At 34.7% G+C, this 22,429-nt stretch carries 21 protein-coding genes; 8 read left to right on the top strand and 13 right to left on the bottom strand.

From position 1 onward, the window contains the following. Nucleotides 1–1,596, bottom strand: coding sequence for an adenine deaminase (gene ade, locus M947_RS17110; protein WP_021287305.1), 1,596 nt, complete (start codon nucleotides 1,594–1,596; stop codon nucleotides 1–3). Nucleotides 1,597–1,732: 136 nt separating this feature from the next. Here ade and gatA point away from each other — a divergent pair, with 136 nt between their 5' ends. From gatA to M947_RS17150, 8 genes are all read left to right on the top strand, one after another. Further along, on the top strand, nucleotides 1,733–3,076 hold the full coding sequence (gatA, locus tag M947_RS17115) for an Asp-tRNA(Asn)/Glu-tRNA(Gln) amidotransferase subunit GatA (RefSeq protein WP_021287306.1): 1,344 nt from the start codon (nucleotides 1,733–1,735) through the stop codon (nucleotides 3,074–3,076). Between the two features lie 102 nt (nucleotides 3,077–3,178). Next, a complete protein-coding gene (locus tag M947_RS17120) occupies nucleotides 3,179–3,736 on the top strand; it encodes an HPP family protein (RefSeq protein WP_021287307.1) in 558 nt (185 codons plus the stop codon). A gap of 93 nt (nucleotides 3,737–3,829) precedes the next feature. Continuing rightward, a complete protein-coding gene (gene guaB / locus M947_RS17125; RefSeq protein WP_021287308.1) occupies nucleotides 3,830–5,275 on the top strand; it encodes an IMP dehydrogenase in 1,446 nt (481 codons plus the stop codon). A 103-nt stretch (nucleotides 5,276–5,378) separates the two neighbouring features. After that, nucleotides 5,379–5,873 carry an RDD family protein gene (locus tag M947_RS17130; RefSeq protein ID WP_021287309.1) on the top strand — a complete coding sequence of 165 codons (495 nt, stop codon included), beginning with the start codon at nucleotides 5,379–5,381 and terminating at the stop codon, nucleotides 5,871–5,873. An 87-nt stretch (nucleotides 5,874–5,960) separates the two neighbouring features. Next, nucleotides 5,961–7,226 (top strand): O-acetylhomoserine aminocarboxypropyltransferase/cysteine synthase family protein, encoded by a 1,266-nt coding sequence (locus tag M947_RS17135; protein WP_021287310.1) that lies wholly within the window; start codon nucleotides 5,961–5,963, stop codon nucleotides 7,224–7,226. Between the two features lie 93 nt (nucleotides 7,227–7,319). Next, nucleotides 7,320–8,426, top strand: coding sequence for a homoserine O-acetyltransferase MetX (metX, locus tag M947_RS17140; RefSeq protein ID WP_021287311.1), 1,107 nt, complete (start codon nucleotides 7,320–7,322; stop codon nucleotides 8,424–8,426). After that, entirely contained in the window at nucleotides 8,419–8,601 is a 183-nt protein-coding gene (gene xseB, locus M947_RS17145) for an exodeoxyribonuclease VII small subunit (RefSeq protein ID WP_021287312.1), read from the top strand. Before metX ends, xseB begins: the two co-directional genes overlap by 8 nt. Before the next feature lie 9 nt (nucleotides 8,602–8,610). Beyond that, the gene (locus M947_RS17150; protein ID WP_021287313.1) at nucleotides 8,611–9,405 is read left to right on the top strand and encodes a carbon-nitrogen hydrolase family protein; all 795 of its coding nucleotides are present in this window, start codon (nucleotides 8,611–8,613) and stop codon (nucleotides 9,403–9,405) included. 29 nt (nucleotides 9,406–9,434) lie between these two features. On the opposite strand, the gene M947_RS17155 is transcribed toward M947_RS17150, so the two are convergent. The 12 genes from M947_RS17155 to M947_RS23355 all read right to left on the bottom strand — a co-directional run bounded on the left by M947_RS17155 (nucleotide 9,435) and on the right by M947_RS23355 (nucleotide 22,384). Then, nucleotides 9,435–10,676, bottom strand: a complete 1,242-nt coding sequence (locus M947_RS17155) for an NnrS family protein (protein ID WP_021287314.1) — start codon at nucleotides 10,674–10,676, stop codon at nucleotides 9,435–9,437. After that, nucleotides 10,676–11,413, bottom strand: a complete 738-nt coding sequence (locus M947_RS17160) for an ABC transporter ATP-binding protein (RefSeq protein WP_021287315.1) — start codon at nucleotides 11,411–11,413, stop codon at nucleotides 10,676–10,678. Before M947_RS17160 ends, M947_RS17155 begins: the two co-directional genes overlap by 1 nt. Then, nucleotides 11,401–12,183, bottom strand: coding sequence for an ABC transporter permease (locus M947_RS17165; RefSeq protein ID WP_021287316.1), 783 nt, complete (start codon nucleotides 12,181–12,183; stop codon nucleotides 11,401–11,403). Before M947_RS17165 ends, M947_RS17160 begins: the two co-directional genes overlap by 13 nt. Continuing rightward, nucleotides 12,184–13,173: an ABC transporter substrate-binding protein gene (locus M947_RS17170; protein ID WP_021287317.1), complete on the bottom strand. Its 990-nt coding sequence runs from the start codon at nucleotides 13,171–13,173 to the stop codon at nucleotides 12,184–12,186. Between the two features lie 88 nt (nucleotides 13,174–13,261). Then, complete coding sequence (locus M947_RS17175) at nucleotides 13,262–15,193, bottom strand: TonB-dependent receptor plug domain-containing protein (protein ID WP_021287318.1); 1,932 nt, start codon at nucleotides 15,191–15,193, stop codon at nucleotides 13,262–13,264. 116 nt (nucleotides 15,194–15,309) lie between these two features. Next, nucleotides 15,310–15,693 carry an ExbD/TolR family protein gene (locus M947_RS17180; RefSeq protein WP_021287319.1) on the bottom strand — a complete coding sequence of 128 codons (384 nt, stop codon included), beginning with the start codon at nucleotides 15,691–15,693 and terminating at the stop codon, nucleotides 15,310–15,312. Further along, nucleotides 15,680–16,147, bottom strand: coding sequence for a MotA/TolQ/ExbB proton channel family protein (locus tag M947_RS17185; protein WP_021287320.1), 468 nt, complete (start codon nucleotides 16,145–16,147; stop codon nucleotides 15,680–15,682). Before M947_RS17185 ends, M947_RS17180 begins: the two co-directional genes overlap by 14 nt. Nucleotides 16,148–16,150: 3 nt before the next feature. After that, entirely contained in the window at nucleotides 16,151–16,903 is a 753-nt protein-coding gene (locus M947_RS17190) for an energy transducer TonB (RefSeq protein WP_021287321.1), read from the bottom strand. Between the two features lie 4 nt (nucleotides 16,904–16,907). After that, nucleotides 16,908–20,990, bottom strand: coding sequence for a cobaltochelatase subunit CobN (locus M947_RS17195; protein WP_021287322.1), 4,083 nt, complete (start codon nucleotides 20,988–20,990; stop codon nucleotides 16,908–16,910). After that, nucleotides 20,987–21,313, bottom strand: coding sequence for a DUF2149 domain-containing protein (locus M947_RS17200; protein WP_021287323.1), 327 nt, complete (start codon nucleotides 21,311–21,313; stop codon nucleotides 20,987–20,989). The genes M947_RS17195 and M947_RS17200 overlap by 4 nt, the downstream gene beginning before the upstream one ends. Further along, nucleotides 21,313–21,801, bottom strand: a complete 489-nt coding sequence (locus tag M947_RS17205) for a MotA/TolQ/ExbB proton channel family protein (protein WP_021287324.1) — start codon at nucleotides 21,799–21,801, stop codon at nucleotides 21,313–21,315. Before M947_RS17205 ends, M947_RS17200 begins: the two co-directional genes overlap by 1 nt. Before the next feature lie 97 nt (nucleotides 21,802–21,898). Next, nucleotides 21,899–22,384, bottom strand: a complete 486-nt coding sequence (locus tag M947_RS23355; protein WP_081666475.1) for an efflux RND transporter permease subunit — start codon at nucleotides 22,382–22,384, stop codon at nucleotides 21,899–21,901. Nucleotides 22,385–22,429 lie beyond the last annotated feature (45 nt).

A 22,429-nucleotide genomic window follows, 5' to 3' on the forward strand; every position in this document is an offset into this window, starting at 1 on the left:
TTAGCTTTTACAAGGCGCTATAAAGTGAAAACTTCGTCCATCAAAGAGACCCTTATCACTGAGTTTTATCTCTGGGATAACAAGTAGTGCCATAAAAGAGAGTGTCATAAAAGGAGCACTGAGAGTAGAGTTTAAAGTGTTTTTTACAAAGGCATCAATAGCCTCATACTCGGATGCTACTTCAAATGCATCTTCACTACTCATGATGCCACCAACACCTAGTCTTAAAAGATGAGATTCACCTTTGCCTACTGCACTTATTCCACCTTTAGCATTTAGGACAAGGTTAGCAGCTTCTGCCATTGCTTTATCGCTACAGCCAACAACGATGATATTGTGAGAATCATGTGCAACACTAGATGCAATAGCCCCTACACTTAAACCAAAGCCTTTTACATGGGCTATTCCTTTAATGGCACTATTTTCATATCTGTTAATCACAGCGATTTTTAAAACATCTTTATCTATCTTGTGTAAAATTTTCTCATAAGTGATGAGTTCATGATCAACTACTTGAATAACCTCCATGTTCTCACATTCTGGCAAATAAAAATCTTTTGCCTCTTTAGTAAGTGCTTCAAACTTGTTTACACTGTTTACTTTAACTGATTTAAGGAGTGTCTTACCCTCTTGTGCGACAGTTTTTCCATCTATTACTGTTTGTAAAACTCTGAACTCTTTTAAATCAGATACTAAAATAAAATCAGCACTATCTCCTACTCTTAAAGTCCCCACATCTAAGTTGTAGTGCTCTATAGGGTTGATGCAAGCCATCTCTAAAACATCAAATAAGTCGTGACCTAGAGAGATAGCACGCACTACCATCTCATTTATATGACCTTTGAGTAAATCGTCTGGATGCTTATCGTCACTACAAAACATCATATTTTCATGATGTTCATCTATAAGGCTGTGAAGTGCATCAAAGTTTTTTGCGGCTGAGCCCTCTCTGATGAGAATCTTCATTCCTTTTTGGAGCTTTTCTAAAGCCTCTTCATAGGTAAAGGCTTCATGATCAGTAGATATTCCAGCATCTATATAGATAGAGAGATCCTCTCCTCTAAGACCTGGAGCATGTCCATCTATGGGTTTACCCTCATTTTTTGCAGCAGCTATTTTTCCCATCATATCAGCATCATTAGCCAAGACTCCAGGGAAGTTCATCACTTCACTTAAAAACTTGATTTTTGGATTTTTGAGAAGTTTTGTAACAGCTTCTAGGTCTAAAATATCTCCACTTGTCTCAAAAGGAGTAGCAGGAACGCAAGGAGAGGCTCCAAAGTAGAACTTGAAGTTTGTTTTAGAAGCATTTTCCAGCATAAAGTCTACACCATCGAGTCCAAGAACATTCGCTATCTCATGGGGATCACTCACAGTAGCAACACTTCCATGAAGAGTGGCTAGCCGGGCAAACTCACTAGGAACTAACATAGAACTCTCTATATGAATATGCGAGTCAATGAATCCAGGAAGTATGTAGCTATAGCACTCCTCTTTAGTCTCTTTTATAGAAGTGATACGAGCATCTGTAACTTCAACTATGGAGGGTTTTATGGTTTTATTTCTAATGTCGATTAAATTTGCTTTTATAGTCATAATCTCTTTGCTCCCAACATCTCATTATCTTGATTATAATATATCCGAGCTTTGAATTTCTTATGAGCACTTCTAAAGAAAAAATAAACACATTTTGCTATAATGCACCAAATAATTTATAAAGATAGGAAAACTAGTGATTACATTAAAAGAAGCCCTAAAGTTGAGTAAAGAAGAACTAAGCAAATTTAAGCAAGAACTAAAAGCAAAGATAGATGCAAAGCCCGAGCTTAATGCTTATATAGATGTAAACAATGTAGGTGATGGTGTGCCTATCGCTATAAAAGACAATATCCAAGTAAAAGATTGGTCTGTTACCTCTGCTTCAAGCATACTTCAAGGCTACATCGCACCATATAATGCAACTGTGATTGAGAAGATGATGGAGGCAGGACTAAGTCCTTATGGGCGAACAAATATGGATGAGTTTGCTATGGGTTCAACTACTGAGTCGAGTTTTTATGGTAAAACTCAAAATCCTCATAGTTCACAAAGAGTTCCTGGTGGGAGTTCTGGTGGAAGTGCAGCTGCTGTTGGTGCTGGTTTAGCTATTGCAGCACTAGGAAGTGATACTGGTGGAAGTATTCGCCAACCGGCTAGCTATTGTGGCATCGTAGGGATGAAACCAACTTATGGAAGAGTTAGTCGTTATGGTTTAGGTGCTTATGCATCTAGTCTTGACCAAATTGGCCCAATGACACAAAATGTTGAAGATGCAGCGATTTTGTATGACATCATCAGTGGTCATGATAAGAAAGACTCTACAAGTATGGAGATGGATGATAAAGTTTCAGACAAGCTAGATGCAAACAAAAAACTAACTATTGCAATACTTCCAAAACATATAGATGGTGCTAGTGAGATAGTAAAAAAAGCTTATGAAAAAGCTATAGAAGCACTTAAAGCGGCTGGACATACAATAGTTGAACGTGAGCTAATGGATGCAAAGTTTGATATCTCTGCTTACTATATAACTGCAACTGCTGAGGCTGCTACAAACCTTGCAAGATATGATGGCATCAGATATGGCAACAGAGTTGAGGGTAAAAATCTTGAAGATACTTTTATCAAAACAAGAAGTCAAGGTTTTGGAGATGAAGTAAAGAGAAGAACCCTGCTTGGAAACTTTGTACTCTCTAGTGGATATTACGAAGCTTACTATGTAAAAGCTCAAAAAACAAGACATATGATAAAAGATCAATATGATGAGATTTTCAAAAGTGTAGACTTGATACTCTCACCTATAGCTCCATCTATCGCTCCAAAATTTGGAGAACTCTCAAATCCTATGGATATGTATCTTAGTGATTTATATACTATTAGTGTAAACTTAGCGGGTCTGCCTGCTCTTTCACTGCCAGTATTAAAATCCGATGATGGACTGCCAATAGGACTTCAACTTATAGCTAAAGCTTACGATGAGCAAACTCTTTTTGATGGCTCACTCTCTTTAGAAAAATATATAAACTATAACTCTTGAAGCATAAAGGATTAAAATCCTTTATGCTTCTTTAATCACAAAAAAGATATATTTCCAAAATTTAAATCAGTAGCTTATTTTCTCTTCAAGAAGGCATATATTTTGATAATAGTTAAACAATATTTTAGTAAAATGAAGGGGTTTGAGAAATCTCCTCCTAGAGAGCCATTCAAAAAAATTATTTGGTCATGGATTGGTGCTTTTTTTGGAATCTTTTTTGTCTCTTTTATCCCAGAGATGATGGATTTAGGGATCATAAATAGCCTATTTATTGTTGGATCTTTTGGTGCTTCTGCTGTACTTGTGTATGGTGCTCCGCAATCAGATTTTGCACAGCCTAGAAACCTGATTGGTGGACATCTTATATCTGCTATTATAGGTGTGAGTGTTTACAAATTTATCAATCTTGATATCTCTATACTAGGTGCACTAGCCGTTTCTTTATCTATAGTCATGATGCACTTTACTTGCACACTCCATCCTCCTGGTGGAGGAACTGCACTCATTGCTGTTATTGGAGGTAGAGCCATTCATGATTTGGGCTATTTATATGTTTTATCTCCAATAGCTCTTGGTGCCTTTTTATTACTCTTTATCGCCTTAGTGGTAAACAACTTTTCAAGAAATCCAAAAAGACATTATCCGAGATATTGGATTTAAACAGAGAGCTCTTTACTTTTTTTTAACAACAAAAAAGATATAATCGACAAACTTATTTACACCAAAAAAATACTGCATAACAAAAGGATTAGCATGAGAATTCGTAAACGCGCCTTAACATTTGAAGATGTACTTTTAGTACCTCAATACTCTGAAATTTTACCAAAAGAAGTCTCTTTAGAGACAAAATTAACACGAAATATAACTCTTAAAATCCCTTTAGTCTCAGCAGCTATGGATACAGTGACCGAATATAGAGCAGCTATTGCTATGGCTAGACTTGGTGGAATTGGTATCATCCATAAAAACATGGATGTAAAGACTCAAGCAAAACAAATAACTAAAGTTAAAAAAAGCGAGAGTGGCATTATTATAGACCCCATCTATGTGCATCCTGATGCAACTCTTAAAGATGCAGAAAAGCTTATGAAAGAGTATAAAATTTCAGGTGTGCCTGTAGTTGATACACATAACAAACTACTCGGAATCCTTACAAATCGTGATATGAGATTTGAAAAAGACCTTAAAAAGTTAGTCACAGAATCTATGACAAAAATGCCACTTATTACGGCTGGCAGGGGTATCTCTTTAGATGATGCGGCTGATATCATGAACAAAAACAAGATAGAAAAACTCCCTATCATAGATGAACAAGGACTTTTAAAAGGCTTAGTTACTATCAAAGATATAAAAAAACGTATCGAATATCCAAACTCAAACAAAGATGCTTTTGGAAGACTTGTAGTTGGTGGAGCTATTGGTGTTGGACAGTACGAGCGTGCTAAAGCACTTGTAAATGCTGGTTGTGATGTCTTAGTCTTAGACTCGGCACACGGTCATTCAAAAGGAATCCTTGATACTGTTAAAAAGATAAAAGAGATCTTAGAAGTTGATGTTATTGCTGGAAATGTAGCTACTGGCGAAGCAGTTGAAGCTCTTATAAAAGCTGGGGCTGATGGTGTTAAAGTCGGTATTGGACCAGGATCTATCTGTACTACTCGCATAGTTGCGGGCGTTGGTATTCCTCAAATCTCTGCAATAGATGAGTGTGCAGAAGTAGCACGCAAGCACGGCGTGCCAATCATAGCAGATGGTGGCATAAAATACTCTGGTGATATTTCTAAAGCTTTAGCAGTTGGAGCCTCTTGTATTATGGCTGGCTCACTTTTAGCTGGAACTGAAGAATCACCTGGTGAGACTATCATGTTTCAAGGACGACAGTACAAGTCATACAGAGGTATGGGAAGTATTGGTGCTATGCAAAAAGGCTCAACTGACAGATATTTTCAAGAGGGAACCGCATCTGATAAGCTAGTTCCTGAGGGAATTGAGGGACGAGTTCCTTTTAGAGGTCCAATAGCTGGAATAGTTCATCAAATGATGGGCGGACTTCGTTCATCTATGGGCTATTGTGGAAGTAAAAATATTGAGATGTTTTGGGATAAAGCTGAGTTTGTAGAGATTACAAGTGCTGGACTAAAAGAGTCTCATGTTCACGATGTTATCATCACTCAAGAAGCTCCGAACTACCACGTTTAATCGAAAAAGATAAGGAACCGATGCTTTTAGGAATGCTAACCCATGGCATTCTCCACGATGAGCTTCGGATGTGGGGCTTTAAAATCAAAGCAAGGAGTTATATATGAATGAAGTAAGATATGCTGGTTTTTGGATACGCTTTTTTGCTTCTTTTTTAGATACTCTTTTTTTAGCTCTACCAGTTGGCATAATAATCTACTTTTTAAGTGATGGCAACTGGTTTGACTTTTCACAATACCAACAAAACATAGCTTATGCCATGAGTGGAAATGCTGAAAAGGCGCTTGCTTCTCAACCCCAAACCTCACTCAAGTGGGAATTACTTTTTGAAGTTAGTGTTTTGCTTATTACTATGCTTTTTTGGAAAAGGTGGCGTGGTGCTACTCCTGGCAAAAAGTTTGTAAATATCAAAATAGTTGATACAAAAACCCTTGGAGAGATAGACAACAAACAAGCACTTACTCGCTCTTTAGGCTACATTGCATCTACTCTTGTCTTGCTTATTGGTTTTTTTATGGTTGCTTTTAGAAGTGATAAAAGAGGACTTCATGACCTCTTAGCTGGAACTGTTGTTATTTATGACAAAGAAAATCTTTAGACTATAGATAAGTATAAATTTTTTTTATATATCTTAAGTTATCTTTGCTAAAATTACCCAATTTAAAATATGCATATCGGAGATATTATGGACTTACAAACAAAAGCTATTCATGTTGGTTATGAAAAAGACTCTCAAAGAACTATGGCAGTTCCAATTTACCAAACAACCGCTTATGAGTTTAACGATACACAGCACGCTGCAAACCTCTTTTCACTAAAAGAGCTTGGAAACATCTACACAAGACTTAATAACCCTACTACAGATGTTTTTGAAAAAAGGTTTGCAGAAGTTGAGGGCGGAGCTGCATCTATTGCTACTGCTAGTGGAATGAGTGCTATATTTTATGCAATTGTCAATGCTTCTGAGGCTGGAGACAACATAATCTGTGCGAGCCAACTCTATGGCGGAACTCTGACTCAGACTACATACACACTAAAAAGACTTGGCATTGAGACTAGATTTTTTGATGTACATAAGCCTGAAGCTATAGAAGCTCTAGTGGATGAAAGGACAAAAATAATCTTTTTTGAATCTCTTACAAATCCTAGTATAGACGTAGCGGACATAGAAGCAATAACGACTATTGCCAACAAGTATGGCATCTTAAGTGTAGTTGATAACACTGTAGCAACGCCTATACTATGTCGCCCATTTGAGTTTGGTGCAGATGTCATTGTTCACAGTACATCAAAATATACCACAGGTCAAGGCTTAGCACTAGGTGGCATCATGGTTGAGAGACATAATCTTGTGGAAAAATTAAAAAACAATCCTAGATATACTCACTTTAATGAGCCCGATGAGTCTTACCACGGTTTAGTCTATACAGAGGTACCACTTCCGCCATATAGCCTTAGGGCGAGACTCTCACTTCTTCGCGATTTAGGGGCGGTTCCAGCTCCATTTAACTCATGGCTTTTTATCCAAGGACTAGAGCATCTATCTCTTCGTATGCAAGAACACTCTAAAAATGCACTCGCTCTAGCTCTATTTTTAGAGTCTCATCCAAAGGTCACAAAAGTAAACTACCCTGGACTAAAGAGCAATGCAAACTATAAAAATGCTCAAAAATACTTTGATGGTGGAGCTAGTAGTGGGCTTCTTAGTTTTGAAGTATCTTCATATGAAGAGGCAGCTAAAGTTGTAGATGCAACGAAAATCTACTCTTTAGTAGTAAATATAGGTGACTCAAAGTCCATCATAACGCACCCCGCATCTACAACGCATCAACAGCTTAAAGATGATGAGCTAAAAGCGTGTGGAGTTTCACAAGGGCTTATCAGAATCTCTTGTGGATTAGAGTCGATAAATGACCTCATAGCAGATATAAAACAGGCATTAGAAGCTTAAAAGCTTCTAATGTCTTAAACTTTAGCCTCACTAAAATTTGGCTTAAGTCCTTTTCGCTAAAATTGTACAACTATTTTATAAAGAGATACAAACTTGTCCTTAAACCTCAAAACACACACGCAACACTTTACAAATCCCCTCTATTTAGAGAGCGGTCGTATAATAGAGCCTTACGACATTGCTTATGAGACCTACGGCGAGTTAAATGATGACAAAAGTAATGTTATAGTAGTTTGTCATGCACTAACAGGCTCGCATCATTGTGCTGGGCTTTATGAGGGTGAAAATAAACCCGGTTGGTGGGATGGACTCATCGGCCCTGGCAAAGGGATTGATACTGATAAGTACTTTGTAATCTGCTCAAATGTTATAGGTAGTTGTTTTGGTTCAACTGGTCCTATGAGCATGCAACATCCGCATCTTGAGCATTATCGCTATAAATTTCCAGTTGTCACCATAAAAGATATGGTAAAAGCTCAACGCATCCTCTTTGATAGGCTAAATATCCATAAAGTTCACGCCATCATAGGTGGCTCAATGGGTGGGATGCAAGCTCTGCAGTTTGGGGTTCATTTTCCAAACTTTACAAATAAAATCATCTCTCTAGCTTCAACTCATGCAACGCAACCTTGGGCTATAGCATTTAACAAAGTAGCTCAAGAAGCGATACTCAAAGATCCAGACTTCAAACAGGGCTATTATGATGCTACTCTTATAAAAGAGAAGGGTCTCTCAGGTATGGCAGTTGGCCGTATGGCTGGACATATTAGCTTCTTATCTCATGAGTCTATGGTTAGAAAATTTAACCGTGAGTATAAAAGAACAGATGGGCTTTATGAGCTATTTGGTAAGTTTCAGGTTGAATCATACCTAGAGTATAATGGCTACAATTTTACTAAATGGTTTGACCCACTCTCATACCTCTACATAACAAAAGCTATCAATATTTTTGATCTCTCTCGTGGTTTTGACTCACTTGAAGAAGCATTAGAAAAGGTAACAGCAAAGATTCATCTTATTAGCTTTAAGAATGATATCTTGTTTAAAAATACAGAGATGAAGCACATTGCAGACACGCTAGAGTCTGTTGGAAATAGTAACTATGACTACATAGATATTGATAGTGATTATGGTCATGATGCATTTCTTGTAGAGTTAGATAAGTTTGAAGACTATATAAAGGAAGCCTTAGATGAGTAAAGATTTTGAGACAAAACTACAAAGTGCTAAAGAGACTCTAGAGACTCTTATGAATCCTGAGATTACCCTAGAAGAAAGCGTAAAAGCTTATGAAAAAGGTACAAAAGAACTTAAAGATGCACAAAAAATCTTAGAAGATGCAGTGCTTAAGATAAACACGATAAAAGCTAGTTAAGAGTCACAAATGAGAGCTGCTGTACTACAACTAAATGCACAAGGTATGAGTAGTACAAAGCTATACAACTACATACGCATAGCACATAACAAGGGTGTAAAAGTCCTTCTTTTAGGCGAATATGTGTTAAATCCCTTTTTTAAAGAGCTAGAATCTTTGAGTGCTTCTATGATAAAAGAGCAGGAAAAACATCAAAGTAAAGTCCTAAAAGAGCTCTCTAGCACTTACAGTATGACAATAGTAGCACCACTCATTATAGTAAGAAAAGGTGAGATTTTTAAAGTTGTTGCGAAGTTTGCACCCTTCTCTACTTCCTACTATGAGCAACAACTCCTTATAAACTACTCTCACTGGAATGAAGAAAAATTCTTTGCAAACTCTCAAAAAGCTTTAAAATCGCCCTTGGTCTTTAAAGTAGATGGATTTAAATTTGCCATCATGAGTGGTTTTGAGATTCATTTTGATGAACTCTTTGCAAAACTTACGGGAAAGAACATCGACTGTCTGCTACTTCCTAGTGTCTCAACTTTTGAATCATACCAAAGATGGAAAACGCTTATACTCTCTCGTGCTTTTACTCATAACTGCTACATACTGCGAGCAAATAGAATAGGCGAATACATAGACAAAGAGTTCAAGTGGAAATTTTATGGCGACTCACTCCTAGCCTCTCCAAATGGCGAACTCTTAGAGCATCTAGGAAACAAAGAAGAGTTAATGATAGTAGATATGAGCCACTCAGAAGTCGTAGATGCAAGACGTGCTTGGGGTTTTAAAGATATTATAAAAAGATGTGAGAGTTAAAATTCCCACGCACTAGGCGTGGAGATTTCTTAACCCTTAATCCCATCCGCTCTAGGTGAGAGTAGAAATGAGAAAAAGACTTTTATGTAGATCATAAAAGGGATAGTCCAAACTATGGATGACCATAGATACAGCTCGCTTATATACTCCTCAAAAAAAGGTATCAAACTTCTCATTAGTGTTGCTAATATCATGAATCCTACCATCAGATGTGTATAGATATTTGATGTTAGGTGTCGTCCTGTGTGTATCCAGCCTATGATTATCATAACAACCAAGTAAGCAAGCCCTACTCCGCCACTTGTGATAAAGTGTCTAAAGTGGTTTATAGCATCTATCTTGTCATTTAACAAATCCCATCCCATCAGAGCATAGCCAGCAGAGAGCATCACAAGGATAGATGCAAGGTAGAGCACAAATGGTTGGTTTAGTATAAACTCATCTTTTAGTATATAGTCTCCCGTTATGGCTAAAATAGCCGCACCAGTTGCTAAGCCTAGCCAGCCAAGTGCCGAGTTTTGTGGATATAAAAACTCAACTATTGTAAATAAAATTACTGCAAAAACTGCTAAGTTTGTCTTTGGTGGACGAGATACATAGATATCATCTATGCCTTTATCTTCCATAAGCTCATTTACCGCTTCCATATTTACTCGTCTAAGAGCAAGCAAAATTAGCACAACTATAGCTCCAAGAGCCACTTTTAGTATGCTCATGCCATTAGTAGATGCAAGTCCTGCTTGGGATGCAAAAAACCACACTTCTATGACAAAAATAGCAACTAATGCATATCCAAGTGAAGCATGTCTTTGAAGCTTGTCAAGCACTGCATCTTTTGCAAACCAGATGAGCCATAAAAGCATAGCAAGGTTTAGTGCTGCGACTATATATACTCCTAAATAGTCAATAAACCAAAAGCTAATTCTCCCAGCTATCCAAAGTATCATGATGTACTTTAGTCTCTTTCCAACAAAAGGAACCATTCCGGGAAAAAGCTCAGGAATTCCAGTTGTTAAAAATGCCATAGCTCCAGCTGTAAGTATTCCAAATATCATCTCATAGACATGCCAAGTAAGAGTATCATTCATAAAAGGCAAGTTTATTATGCCAGCCCAAACCAGTCCCCACAAAATCATAGTGATAATCATATATGGAGCTAAGAGTAGAAAAACAGGTCTAAATCCATAAGCTAAATATGTTGGAATATCCTTCTCATCTGGATAGTGCAAATAGTGATTTGTTGCATGAAGTTTCTGTTGTGGTTCACTCATTATTTTATCTCCAATTCAAAAGTATCTATTATCTTTTCATCTTGAAGTATCTTTGCGCTCTGGGCATAAACATACTCATCATCCCTTCTGTTTTGTGCTAGATCATAAGAAAATTTTTTGACAATATGCCCAGGATCTGCCTTTAACAAAAGTATCTCATCACTTAATCTGATGGCTTCCATCAGATCATGTGTGATAAAGAGTATGCTTATCTCTTTTTTGCTTATCATCTCTATGAGTATGCTTTGTAGCTCTTTTTTAAGCCCAATATCAAGGGCTGAGAAAGGCTCATCAAGAAACAAAAGTGAAGGTTTTACGACTAGTGCTCTAGCAAAACTAACTCTTTGTCTCATACCGCCACTCAAATCTTTTGGAAATTTAAGAAAATCGCCCTCTTCAAGTCCAAACTCTAAGGCTATCTTTTTTGATTTCTCTATGGCTACACTCTTTTTCTCTCCGGCAGCTAAGAGTCCTAGAGCGATATTGTCTATTACATTTTTCCAAGGAAGTAGTCTTGCATCTTGAAAAGCAAAAGAGCTACTTGTAAATGTATTAGTCACACTCCCCTCCTCCACATCTAAAAGTCCAGCACAAAGGTGTAGTAGTGTAGTTTTTCCCCCACCACTAGGTCCCACTACTGATAGAACTTGTCCCTTATTTAGCCTAAAATTTATACCACGAAGTATCTCTGTAAAACCAAAGTGATGATTTAAGTTTTTAACTTCTAACTTCTCCATAACTCAACCTCTCTTTTAATCGGCTCTAAGATGATATACTCAACAAACATAAGTGAGCCTATCATGATAACAACTAAAGCTAAAGCCGTTGGTGTATCTAACTGACTTCTAGCAACCGCCAAAGATGCACCTATACCATTGCTTGTAGCTAATAACTCAGCCATCACAACTATCTTCCATGCCATTCCAAGCCCACTAACCCACGCTGGAAATACATAAGAAAATATATGCGGAAAGTAAACATCAAAAAACTTCATATGCCATGGTAGTTTAAAGCTATCTGCCATCTCTTTTAAGTCGCCATCAAGCGTGCGAGTTCCTTGCAGGGCTCCCACAAAGATGATGGGAAATGAAGCGACTATAACGGTAAAGATAACAGTCTCATCGCCCATTCCAAACCAAATCATAGCTAGAACTATCCATGCGATTGGTGGCATCCCCACAAGTATGGTTACAATTGGGCGGCTCATCATTGATGCAGTTGCAAAGAAACCTGCTAAGAGCCCAAAAAAAGAACCTACTACTAAAGATATACCAAAACCAATAGATGCACGGTACAAAGTTGTTTTTATCTCAGCTATCACCATCTCATCGCCTAGCATCGCAACTAGAGTAGCAAATGTCTCTAGTGGTGATGGTAAGACTAAGTTGCCATAGATCTGGTTTCCCATATCCCATAGAGCAATGAAGAGCAGTATAGAAGCGATAGCACCCCATCCACTCCACAAGTATGCGGGAAAATCTTTTAGTATCTTTAGTGTGAACTTCATCTAATCCTCTTTATAGTAAAAGCTATCTTGTGGAAGTTTTGAACCTATTATTTTAGGGTCTTCTTCCTTTAAAACATCAAAGAAAAACTCTATTTTATCTTTTACATCAACAGCACGTCTACTCTTTAGGTTTACATGAGCTATGGAGTCAGCTACACCATCTTTAGTTAAGAGGTCAATCTCTTTTGCCACCATCTCTCCAGCCTCTTTAGGATGCGACATATACCACTTTAGTGAGTTATCATATTCTTCTAAAAAGCGAGATATAACTTTTTTATCTTTCATGCGACCTAAAACTGCCATCCCAGCTTGTGGAATATCCTTATCAGTGTTAAAAACTCTAGCCCACTCCTCTTGCAAATCAACACTTCTATACAAATCAGGTGCTATTAGTTTGATAGGAAATGAGTCGGTTTTGCGAAGTGCAACTGAGATTGCAGGCTCAGCTAGAAGTGAGTGGTCGATGCGTCGTAGGATTAGCATCTGCATAGCGTCTATAGGATTTGACACATAAACAAGTTCAAAATCTTTTTTAGGGTCTAGTCCCTGTTTTTTTAGTAGCTGCACAAAAACGATGTCTGGCATATCTGCACGAAATGGAATTGCAATCTTTTTACCCTTAAAGTCTTTTAAGGTTTTAAGAGTGTCATCACGACTAATCATTCCTAAAATCCCCCAAACAGAGACATTTAGAAGTCTAATATCAACTCCTTTATTATTTAAAATCGCTGCTGTATTTGTTGGAACTGCAACAAAATCAACATCTCCTTTTATAACAATAGCACGAAGTTCATCTGGATTTTTCCAAAGTCTAAACTCAACTTCTTTTGCAACATCTTTAAGTGCATCTGTTTTTATCATGTGTAGTAGCGGATGAGAAACAGATGCGAAAGGTCCAGCTATAACTATTTTATCTACTTTTGAATCTGCGTGTAATGAGGTTATTATTGATAATATCAATAATAACCTCACATATATAATTTTTTTCATTAAACTGCTCCTATATGAAATAATAATCAAATAATATCATATTGATATTAATTATCATTGATATCAATCAATATATGAGTGTTTTATTTTAAAATGAGTAATTTAACCTAGCATAGACATAACGACCTCTAATAGAATATTGATTAGAATCACCAATATGTTTTATATTACTTAAATTTTCTGCTCCTGCTCTTATTGTAAAATTTTCTATAAATTCTTTAGAAAACTGTAGCCCTAAAGTAGTATAAGCATCTAGTTTTTCACCATCTGCAGCTGTTTGATTTCCTACATAATTTACACGAAAATTACTATTTATCTCCCATGGAAGTTCAACTGAGAGTTTTAAATTTGCTGTATGTGCTGGTCTATTGAATAGTTCTTTTTTTGTATCTTTGTTTTCTGTATCAAGAAATGTATAATTAAGATTCAAATCAAGTTTATCAAATATTTTATTTTGAGTGAACTCTAACTCTACACCATCTATTCTAGCTTTTCCCACATTTGAATAAGTATATTCTCTGTATGTCATTGGTCCAACAGGAGTATCTTTTATATGAAGAGTATCTATAAGATCTTTAAGTTCAGTATGAAAATAAGTTGCTGAAATAGCCAGCTGATTTTTTTCATAATCATAACCCAGTTCAAATGTATCAGATATTTCAGGATTTAGATTATCATTACCCTTAAATCTATTAAATGTTTTAGGCATTCCATTAAATGGAGGTCCTGATGGATAAAATTCTATAGGAACAGCAAGAGTATAATCATCTGAATTTTGTGTAACAGTTGGAGCATTAAATCCATGTCCATAACCTGCTTTAAATCTACTATTATCATTCAGTTTATATACAAGATTGGCTTTAGGTGATAATTCTCCACCAAATTTTTCATGCTTGTCATATCTGGCACCAAGAGTTAGAATTGTATTTTTTCCTATCTCTATTTCATCTTGTAAATATACCGAAGCGTATTTTATAGAATCATCAAAGCCACTTGTTAAATCACTAGCTGAGTTATCGTATTTCTTTTTATATTTTTCTGTTCTATAATCTCCACCAAATACTATAAAATGATTTTCAAATGAAGCAATTTTAAGTTCAGCATTAAAAGTATCATCATGCATCTCATGAGTATATGAAAATTGTTCCGTATGTGCATCAGATATATTTGTGTAATACTTAAGGTCTAAACTAATATCATCAAAATCTTTTTCATACCCTATTGAATAATGAGCTTTATCTATATCGTATAGTTCATCATAAGCTTCTGTTTTTCTTTTTTCATTTCCTAAAATTACAAAGGCTGTTATTTGCTGAGTTAAATCAATGTCATACCAAGCTTTTACCATTACATTTCTAATTTTTTTACCTTCTATTTCTGTTGTATTATCAGTCTCTTCAGGCTCTGAAGTTTTAGCATCTACATATCCAATGATAGAAAATTTATCATTTATTTTTCCACCTCCTGAAATTGATACTTCCATGTTTTCTCCTCCATCTCGGGAGGCTTTTCCAGTTTCTAAAGTTATATCACCTTGAGTTTTTTCTGTTGGTTTTTTTGTGATTATATTTACAACTCCACCAATAGCACTAGAACCATATAAAGAACTCATTGGTCCACGAATAACTTCTATTTTTGATATAGCACTCATAGGTATCCAATTGTATTGAAAATCACTATGCCCTATTTGAGAGTCACTTCCAGAAATTCTTTCACCATCCACTAAAATAAGAGTGTTTTTAGAATCAGTACCACGAATACTGATATTTTGTCGACCATTTATAGAAGCATCATTAACACCCATATTTAATCCAACAACACCCTCCAGAGCTTCTTTAATGGAAGAGGCACCTGTTCTTTTTATATCTTTTGCTGTAATTATAGAAAAACTTCCTGCTGTATCTACTGATGATTTTTGTGTTTTTGCTGTTACAATAACATTCTTTAAATCATCTGCCGCACTTAAAGAGTTTACTAGCATCGCACTAACTAGCAGACTCAAATATATTTTTGTATTCATCTTATCTCCTTTGAACGATAACAATAAGCATTATCATTAAATAAATATAAAAAAATTTACTTTTTTATAAAACATTTTGCCTAAAACAATTCTCCTTGTAAATTAAATTTTTACTACTATTCTTCTTTTGTAACCAATGCCAACTTATTTAAAGAATGTTTTTTTAATAAATCCAATATGCCAATAACACGAGAATACGGAACATCTCTATCTATATAAAACATTATCAATTTTTCTTCTTTTACTAGAGGTAATATTTCAGCAATTATCTCTTCATACGAAACTTTTTTTCCATTGACTGCTAGTGAATCTTTTGACAGCTCAATATTAATAGTTTTTTCTTCTTTTACCTCTTTACTGGCTCCTGCTTTTGGTAACTCAAGCATAAGAGCAAGCTCTTCTTTTTTGAAAACTGAGCTTACAAGAAAAAATATCAATAAAATAAATACTATATCTACTACAGGAGTCATATCTAACCCCAAAGGTTCACGACGCTTCATAAATTCCTGCTATTTTTTGTGTTAATAATTGTTCAGTTTTATCTAGTTCGCCAATAAAGTAGTTATAAAACACATATGCTGGGATTGCTACAACTAAACCACCAACAGTTGTTATAAGTGCTGTTGAAATGCCTTTAGCAAACTGTGTCGGATCACCTAAACCATGAACCATGATTCCCTCAAAAGCCATAAAAATTCCAAGAACAGTACCAAGAAGACCTAATAATGGCGATATAGTAGACACTATCTTAAGGGTTGTTAATCCCCTCTCAAGCGGCGCTACTAAAGATGCTGCTCTTAACTCTGCTCTATCTGAAGGTAAATCAATATTTCTTGTACGAAATTTAAAAAGTGATATAGAAGCTATTTTCCATATTATTATTATTGTTCCAACTATTGCCATAGCAAATAAAACATACATAATAATTCCACCTTTATCTAAATAATATTGCATTTTTTAATCCTTAAGTGCGTAAATTATAGGAACGCTAAGTTCCCATCTATCTAAATTTTGAGGCAATGGTTTAAAACGCTTTAATTTTATTAAAAGCGATTTTGCTGCTACATTTAATTTTGTATATGGGCAAGGAGAACTGATTTTTACAGACTCAATATCTCCTTGTTTTGTGATAATAAAAGAGATTTTAACAACTCCCTCTTGATTCATTCTTCTTGCGTGTCTTGGATATTCTAGATGCTGTTGTATCCAAATTGCCAACTCTGAAAGATAGATATTTTTTTCTTCTTCTAAAAGATTTTTTTTAGCTAACTGTCTCTTTTTGTATTCTTCTTCTCTAGCCAACTCTTCTCTTTGAAATTCTTCAAACTTTTGTTGTTCTAGTTTTTGTTGTTGTAAATTCTCTTCAAATAAGTTTTGTTTTTGCACTAATTTCTCTTTAATCAATGCTTTTTCATCTATTGTTTGAGGTTTTTTTACTACCTTTTCATCTATTACTCGAGGTTTTTTAACTACCTTTTTAACTACTTTTTTCTTTATTTGTGGTTTTCTTTTTAATTTTTTATGTTCTTTTTTTTCTATCTTTTTTGTTGCATTTACTATAGATACATAGTGAATAGACTCCGTTTTTGAGGAACTTATACTCACATTATCATTCTTAGCGATATTTTGAGCGAATAAGATAGACACCATTATAAATGTACTAATAATGGCACCAACTAAAAAACTAAAATCTTCACTTTTATTTATCATTTTTTTACTTTAATCTTTTTTTTCTATTGTCTCTAACCTCTAGAAAAACACCTATGAGGATTAGAAAAATTATAAATAACCACATAAAGACAGTGTCATAATTAACTTTCTCTTTAGACTCTTTCTTAACCTCTTCTAATTTTTGTCCTTTCACTTTTGGTTTAACTTTGACTACTGGTTTACTTTGTGCAATTTGAGCATTTGCTACTGGAGACGCTATCGGTATACTTAGTCCGAATCCAGCGGCTTTTTCTGCTTCGATGAATTTTTTAAGTTTTTCATTCTCTATCTTATGGTTAAACCTTTTTGAGATATCTTCTAATGTATCAACTAACTTTTCAATAGTTTTAGCATCTGTTTGAAAATAACCTTTTCTAACTGCTTCTAGCATTACTTCAGCCATTTGTGCTCGAACTGTTGGGTTAGTTTTTTCAAACCACTCATCCATCTTCATATCATATTTGTCATCATAATAAATATCTACGAATTCTTGCCATTGGTCTGAGCGAACTCCATCTGGATATACAACTTGCCATCCCCAAAAGTTATTTACAACATCTAGTACACGATTTGCTCCGCTATATCCACTCTTTTGCATCTCCTCTATCCATTTAGGATTATAGTAACGAGTACGAAGTTCGTTTGATATAAATTCGCTAACATTTTGCATCTTTGCATTATTTGGATCTCGAAGATTTGATATTAGCATCTGCGGAGAATTACCATCAATTGATCGAACAGCTAACGCCATGGATCCAAAATAACCATAAGGATCATCTGATGTCATCATTCCATAAAGGTTTGAACTTCTCGAGAACATCACAGCGTCCGTTCCACTTAAATTTTTTGCAAAAAGGTCAACATCATCTAATTTGGTACCCCATTTTGAAACATCTGAACCATATATATAACCAGATTTTCTAAGATAATTTGCAGCTATTTTTTCTTCTTTGTCCCAAGTTTCTGTTGCCATTGCAGTATCTGAGACACCGTTTCCATATTCTCCAGATTTTGCACTAAACATTCTTGCGGTTGAAAGATATTTAGCATCATCTTCTGAGTAACCTTTTTTGAGAAGCATCTCTTTTAGAGAAAGTGCATTCTTTCTTACATAGTTATGTTCTTCTTTTAAAGCTACAACTTTTTCAACTCCATCTTGAATGAGTTTCATAACATTGGGAAATGTATCGCGGTAAAGCCCAGTCGCTTGTATTACAACATCTACTCTTGGACGCTTTAAATCGCTATATGAAATTATTTCAACTCCACTTATCTTTCCACGCCCCATTTTCAGAGCCATATAAAACATATCTTTTATTTTTTGTGGCATTAAAAAATCAAAAGTTTTTATTCTCTCAACTGTAACTAATTTAGACAACCATGTTGCAAAATCTTCATTTAAGTAACCTGCAAGAATTCCTTTTGCAAAACTCTGAACCATTTCATCAGAGATACCACCTTTAGACCAGATAGGTTTAATACCCATTGCATAAAGTATTTGTGATTCAAGTACTCCAAAGTGACGCATTGTCTCCAATGACCAAAGATTAAAACTTATCTTATCTGGATATTTGCCATTTTTATCATAGTAGTTTTCTATGTAATCTTTCATAATTTTAGAACCTGTTTCATATGCAGCTTCTGTTGGGATTCTTTCTGGATCAAAACCATACATATTTTTACCAGTTGGAACTGATTCTGGACTTCTAACGGGATCTCCACCTACACTTGTAGGTATATATTCGCCATTTAAACCCTTAAGAAGTGACTTTATCTCTTCATTATTTTCAAAATTATCTCTATATATTTTTGCTGTTTGCATAAATGCTTTTAAAGAATCATCTAAGTCATTAAAATTTTTATTTTCTATTACATATTTCTGTAAATTAGTATATGATTTAGTCTTATTTAAGTCCTTATAGTTAATTCCAGCAAGCCCATTTTCCCCATCAGCTATCTTTATGTAAGCATCACCTAGCATAGACATAAGTGTTTGAACCATATGATCATCATTTGGGTATGAGCCATATTTATGCATTCCAAGAGGAGTAAGAGTAGTACTTAGTCCATTTAAGTAGTCATATAAATCAGCTACAAAAATTTCTGTTTGTATCTGCATTTTTTCTTGAGAATATTCCATATCCTTATGTAGATTCATCTTCATTGCAAGCTCTATTAGCTGCGTCTTAGTGTTTTTCTTTACTGCATCACTACTTTGTTGATATTGATTTATCAAATCCATAATATCACTTAACTCTTTGTATGTTCCGCTAGCTCCAAAAGGCGGTGTTTGATGAGAAATCAGAGTTGCACGACCGCGTCTTTTTGCTTGAATTCCTTCTGCTAAATTGTTAGTAATATATGGGTATATATTTGGTATCTCTCCTATGCTCAATAGTGGCGAATCATACGCACTAAGACCACGTTCTTTTCCATAAGCCCATTCATATGTTCCATGAGTTCCAAGATGCACCACTGCATCATAATTTTTCTTAACATATAGATATACTGCTAAGTAATGATGTGGAACTGGCTTAGATGTATCATGATAAAGTGCATTTTCATTTGTATCATCACTCATATTTGAACGACTTGGCTGTGGCATCAAAACAACATTTCCAGTTTTATATCTAGGAATTATAAAATATTTTTTTCCATCTTTGTTTATAACAAACTGATTATTTTTTGCTTCGCCCCATGATTTATTTATAAATTTTTGTGTATCTTCTGGTAAAGATTCAAACCACTCCATATAAACATCAAAAGCAAGCAAATCTGCGTACTCCTCATCATATACAGTTTTTTCATAATAATATGTCATGGATTTAGGAAGAGTTTTTATAAAATACTCTGCTTTCTCAGATTTTGTTTGATAACCATCTGCTTGCATACTATTAAGTATATTCTCTAATGATTCTGGAAACTGCATATATGATGCTCCAAAATTATTTACTCCTGGAGGATAGTTATAGTAAAAGATTGCTATTTTTTTATCTTTATTTTCTTTTTGTTTTAGTTTAGAATTATTTATTGCTATCTTCATAAATAAATCCATCTGATACTCAATTGGCGTTGTTTTTTTAGTCTCAGGATCAAGTGCTGCAATGATTAGCTGATCTGTATAACCAATATGTTCAGGAATAGTGTGAGCCATCGGTATCCAGTTCATAGCTATTCCTTGCTTATCTTGTTCCCAATCTTCTTGTGAACCTTGGCGATACACCATACCTTGCATGACTTTTAGACCTACTCTTGCGTAATCTTTTCTCAATTTTTCTTGATCCATTATCATTACTTGAAAAGAAATCATCAAATCAATAAGCTGTTTAGAATCTTTTGTAAAAAAACGCTCTCCTATAAAATCTTCTTCACCAACTTTTGTGTAAAAAGCTATAGGAGTAATACCTGCACTTGTGAGTTTTTTAATTGCTGTATCTACTATAACAGTATCATCAGAAGTTACATTTTCTTTATGCATAACAATCCCAACCATAGGATTATTTCTCTCTTCTTCACTTAAAGTTTTTAAGTACTCATCTAAATTTTCAAAAGTACCATTTCCTTTGTTTGGATGGTAAATCCCTGTATCACTCATTTCATGAACAGGTTGAGGATTAGTATTTACAGAAAAATATTCTTTAGCTAAAAGAGCCGCTCCTTGAGCATAGTTATATTTTCCAGCTTGTGAGAAATAAGACAATATTTTTGAAGCAAATACTTCATCCATATTGCCAAATTTTTCATAATCCAGTTTTAGCGCAATGTATGGTGTTTTAGTATCCTCTAAAATACTCTCATATTTACGCAAAAGTGAAGCAACACCTTGCTTGCCGTCTAAAGAGTCTATGATTACCAATCTTCTGTCTTTAAAAGATTCTGCTGCTTTATTTTCATCTAAATTAAAAACTATCTCTGATGAAATATTATAAGGAGCTAACTGTTCTTTTAAAAGTTCAGCTTTTCTCTCTTGGCGATTTTGACCCATATTTGTTGATAATACTAAAATATCACTCTTTATTGGAACTTGTTTATTTGCTTGTAGTAACGATGCCAATAATAAAAATGTTATTAATATAATTTGCTTCATATTTTTGCTTCTTTGTTTGGTACATATACGAATGAGCCATCTTCCATTTTGTATGATATACCGGCTTTTTCACCATTTCCTTCACCAATATTTCCTTGAGATTTAAAAGTTTTTATCTCTTTACCTTTTTTAACCATAATTTCCATGTTTTTCTTTCCAGAGTTTTTTATAACAGTCACATCATCACTACTAAACGGATTTAGTGGATTTTGAGAGATTATAATAAGTAGAGCTGCAATAACAACCAAAAAGATATCTATTAAGTTAATTACTGAGTTCATTGGATTATTATCATCATCTTCATTTAGTAATCTAATTGCCATTAAGACGCCTTTGCAATTTCAATGATATGTAATTCATCTGCGTACCATCTTTTTTTCACATTACCTATCCAGTAAGTAAGAGAAGCTGCGATAAGTCCTAGCGTTACACCAGAAAAGGCAATAATCAAGCCCTCACTCATACCTTGAATATTTCCATCAGTTAAAGCTTTAAGTGCAGGTCCAAGAGGAATTAAAGTAGCGATAAGCCCCATCATTGGAGCAATTCGTGAAACATTACGAATATGTTCTAACTTTTTATATGCAAAAAGTTCTAATTTTTCCATACTTAAATGTATGTCTGTGTTGTAGTGATGCAAAATAGGATATGCTCCTTTTGTGTCTAACTGCATACTATTTTTTTTACGCGATATGCCCTCATATATAAATGCACCTAGTGCTATAAACGAATAAACAAACATTAAAAGTATTAAAACTAATGTTGGTGTTAAAAACAGTTGTGACAGTGTGTACATCGTAGTATCAATCATTGTGATTTCCTTCAATAAACTATATTTTAATTAACAATAGTTATTTGAATCACATTCTAATCACATAAAAATTAATTCATCTTTAAACTGATAACGGTTATCGGTATTGATAAGATTTTTTGAAACTATATAGTATTGGAAGATAATATAAGTTAATTATTGTCGCGTATATAAGTCCAAAACCAATACTGACTGCTAATGGTTGCATCAAAGTAGATTCTCCTGATGCAAAAAATATCAAAGTGCTTAACCCTACTATTGTAGTAATAGAGGTAAGAAGAACAGGTCTTACTCTAAGAGAAGAATTTTTTAGTAACTCATCTATATTTTTTGACTTTTTAAGCATACTTAACATAATAAGAGTATCGTTTATTACTATTCCAACTAATCCCACAAACCCTAATAAAGATGAAAAAGATATATCCATACCAATAAGCTTATGTCCCAAAAGAACGCCTAATACAGAAAGTGGTATCACACTAAGAGCAAAAAAAGACAACCAAATTGAAGAAAATAACCATGTAAGAATAATCAAAATTCCAAACAGAGCAAAGAGTAAGGAGATAAAGATATCTTTTATGATTTGATTAGAGACCGTTTAAAATTTCGTGTCAGCTACATTTAGTAA

The organism is Sulfurimonas hongkongensis, from assembly GCF_000445475.1.
Classification (GTDB): Bacteria; Campylobacterota; Campylobacteria; order Campylobacterales; family Sulfurimonadaceae; genus Sulfurimonas; species Sulfurimonas hongkongensis.

What these genes read in the sequence shown, in the direction of transcription:
- ade (WP_021287305.1), bottom strand. Translation starts at nt 1,596, where the DNA reads ATGACTATAAAAGCAAATTTAATCGACATTAGAAATAAAACCATAAAA.
- guaB (WP_021287308.1), top strand. Translation starts at nt 3,830, where the DNA reads ATGAGAATTCGTAAACGCGCCTTAACATTTGAAGATGTACTTTTAGTA.
- M947_RS17130 (WP_021287309.1), top strand. Translation starts at nt 5,379, where the DNA reads ATGAATGAAGTAAGATATGCTGGTTTTTGGATACGCTTTTTTGCTTCT.
- M947_RS17135 (WP_021287310.1), top strand. Translation starts at nt 5,961, where the DNA reads ATGGACTTACAAACAAAAGCTATTCATGTTGGTTATGAAAAAGACTCT.
- xseB (WP_021287312.1), top strand. Translation starts at nt 8,419, where the DNA reads ATGAGTAAAGATTTTGAGACAAAACTACAAAGTGCTAAAGAGACTCTA.
- M947_RS17150 (WP_021287313.1), top strand. Translation starts at nt 8,611, where the DNA reads ATGAGAGCTGCTGTACTACAACTAAATGCACAAGGTATGAGTAGTACA.
- M947_RS17155 (WP_021287314.1), bottom strand. Translation starts at nt 10,676, where the DNA reads ATGAGTGAACCACAACAGAAACTTCATGCAACAAATCACTATTTGCAC.
- M947_RS17160 (WP_021287315.1), bottom strand. Translation starts at nt 11,413, where the DNA reads ATGGAGAAGTTAGAAGTTAAAAACTTAAATCATCACTTTGGTTTTACA.
- M947_RS17165 (WP_021287316.1), bottom strand. Translation starts at nt 12,183, where the DNA reads ATGAAGTTCACACTAAAGATACTAAAAGATTTTCCCGCATACTTGTGG.
- M947_RS17170 (WP_021287317.1), bottom strand. Translation starts at nt 13,173, where the DNA reads ATGAAAAAAATTATATATGTGAGGTTATTATTGATATTATCAATAATA.
- M947_RS17175 (WP_021287318.1), bottom strand. Translation starts at nt 15,193, where the DNA reads ATGAATACAAAAATATATTTGAGTCTGCTAGTTAGTGCGATGCTAGTA.
- M947_RS17180 (WP_021287319.1), bottom strand. Translation starts at nt 15,693, where the DNA reads ATGAAGCGTCGTGAACCTTTGGGGTTAGATATGACTCCTGTAGTAGAT.
- M947_RS17185 (WP_021287320.1), bottom strand. Translation starts at nt 16,147, where the DNA reads ATGCAATATTATTTAGATAAAGGTGGAATTATTATGTATGTTTTATTT.
- M947_RS17190 (WP_021287321.1), bottom strand. Translation starts at nt 16,903, where the DNA reads ATGATAAATAAAAGTGAAGATTTTAGTTTTTTAGTTGGTGCCATTATT.
- M947_RS17195 (WP_021287322.1), bottom strand. Translation starts at nt 20,990, where the DNA reads ATGAAGCAAATTATATTAATAACATTTTTATTATTGGCATCGTTACTA.
- M947_RS17200 (WP_021287323.1), bottom strand. Translation starts at nt 21,313, where the DNA reads ATGGCAATTAGATTACTAAATGAAGATGATGATAATAATCCAATGAAC.
- M947_RS17205 (WP_021287324.1), bottom strand. Translation starts at nt 21,801, where the DNA reads ATGATTGATACTACGATGTACACACTGTCACAACTGTTTTTAACACCA.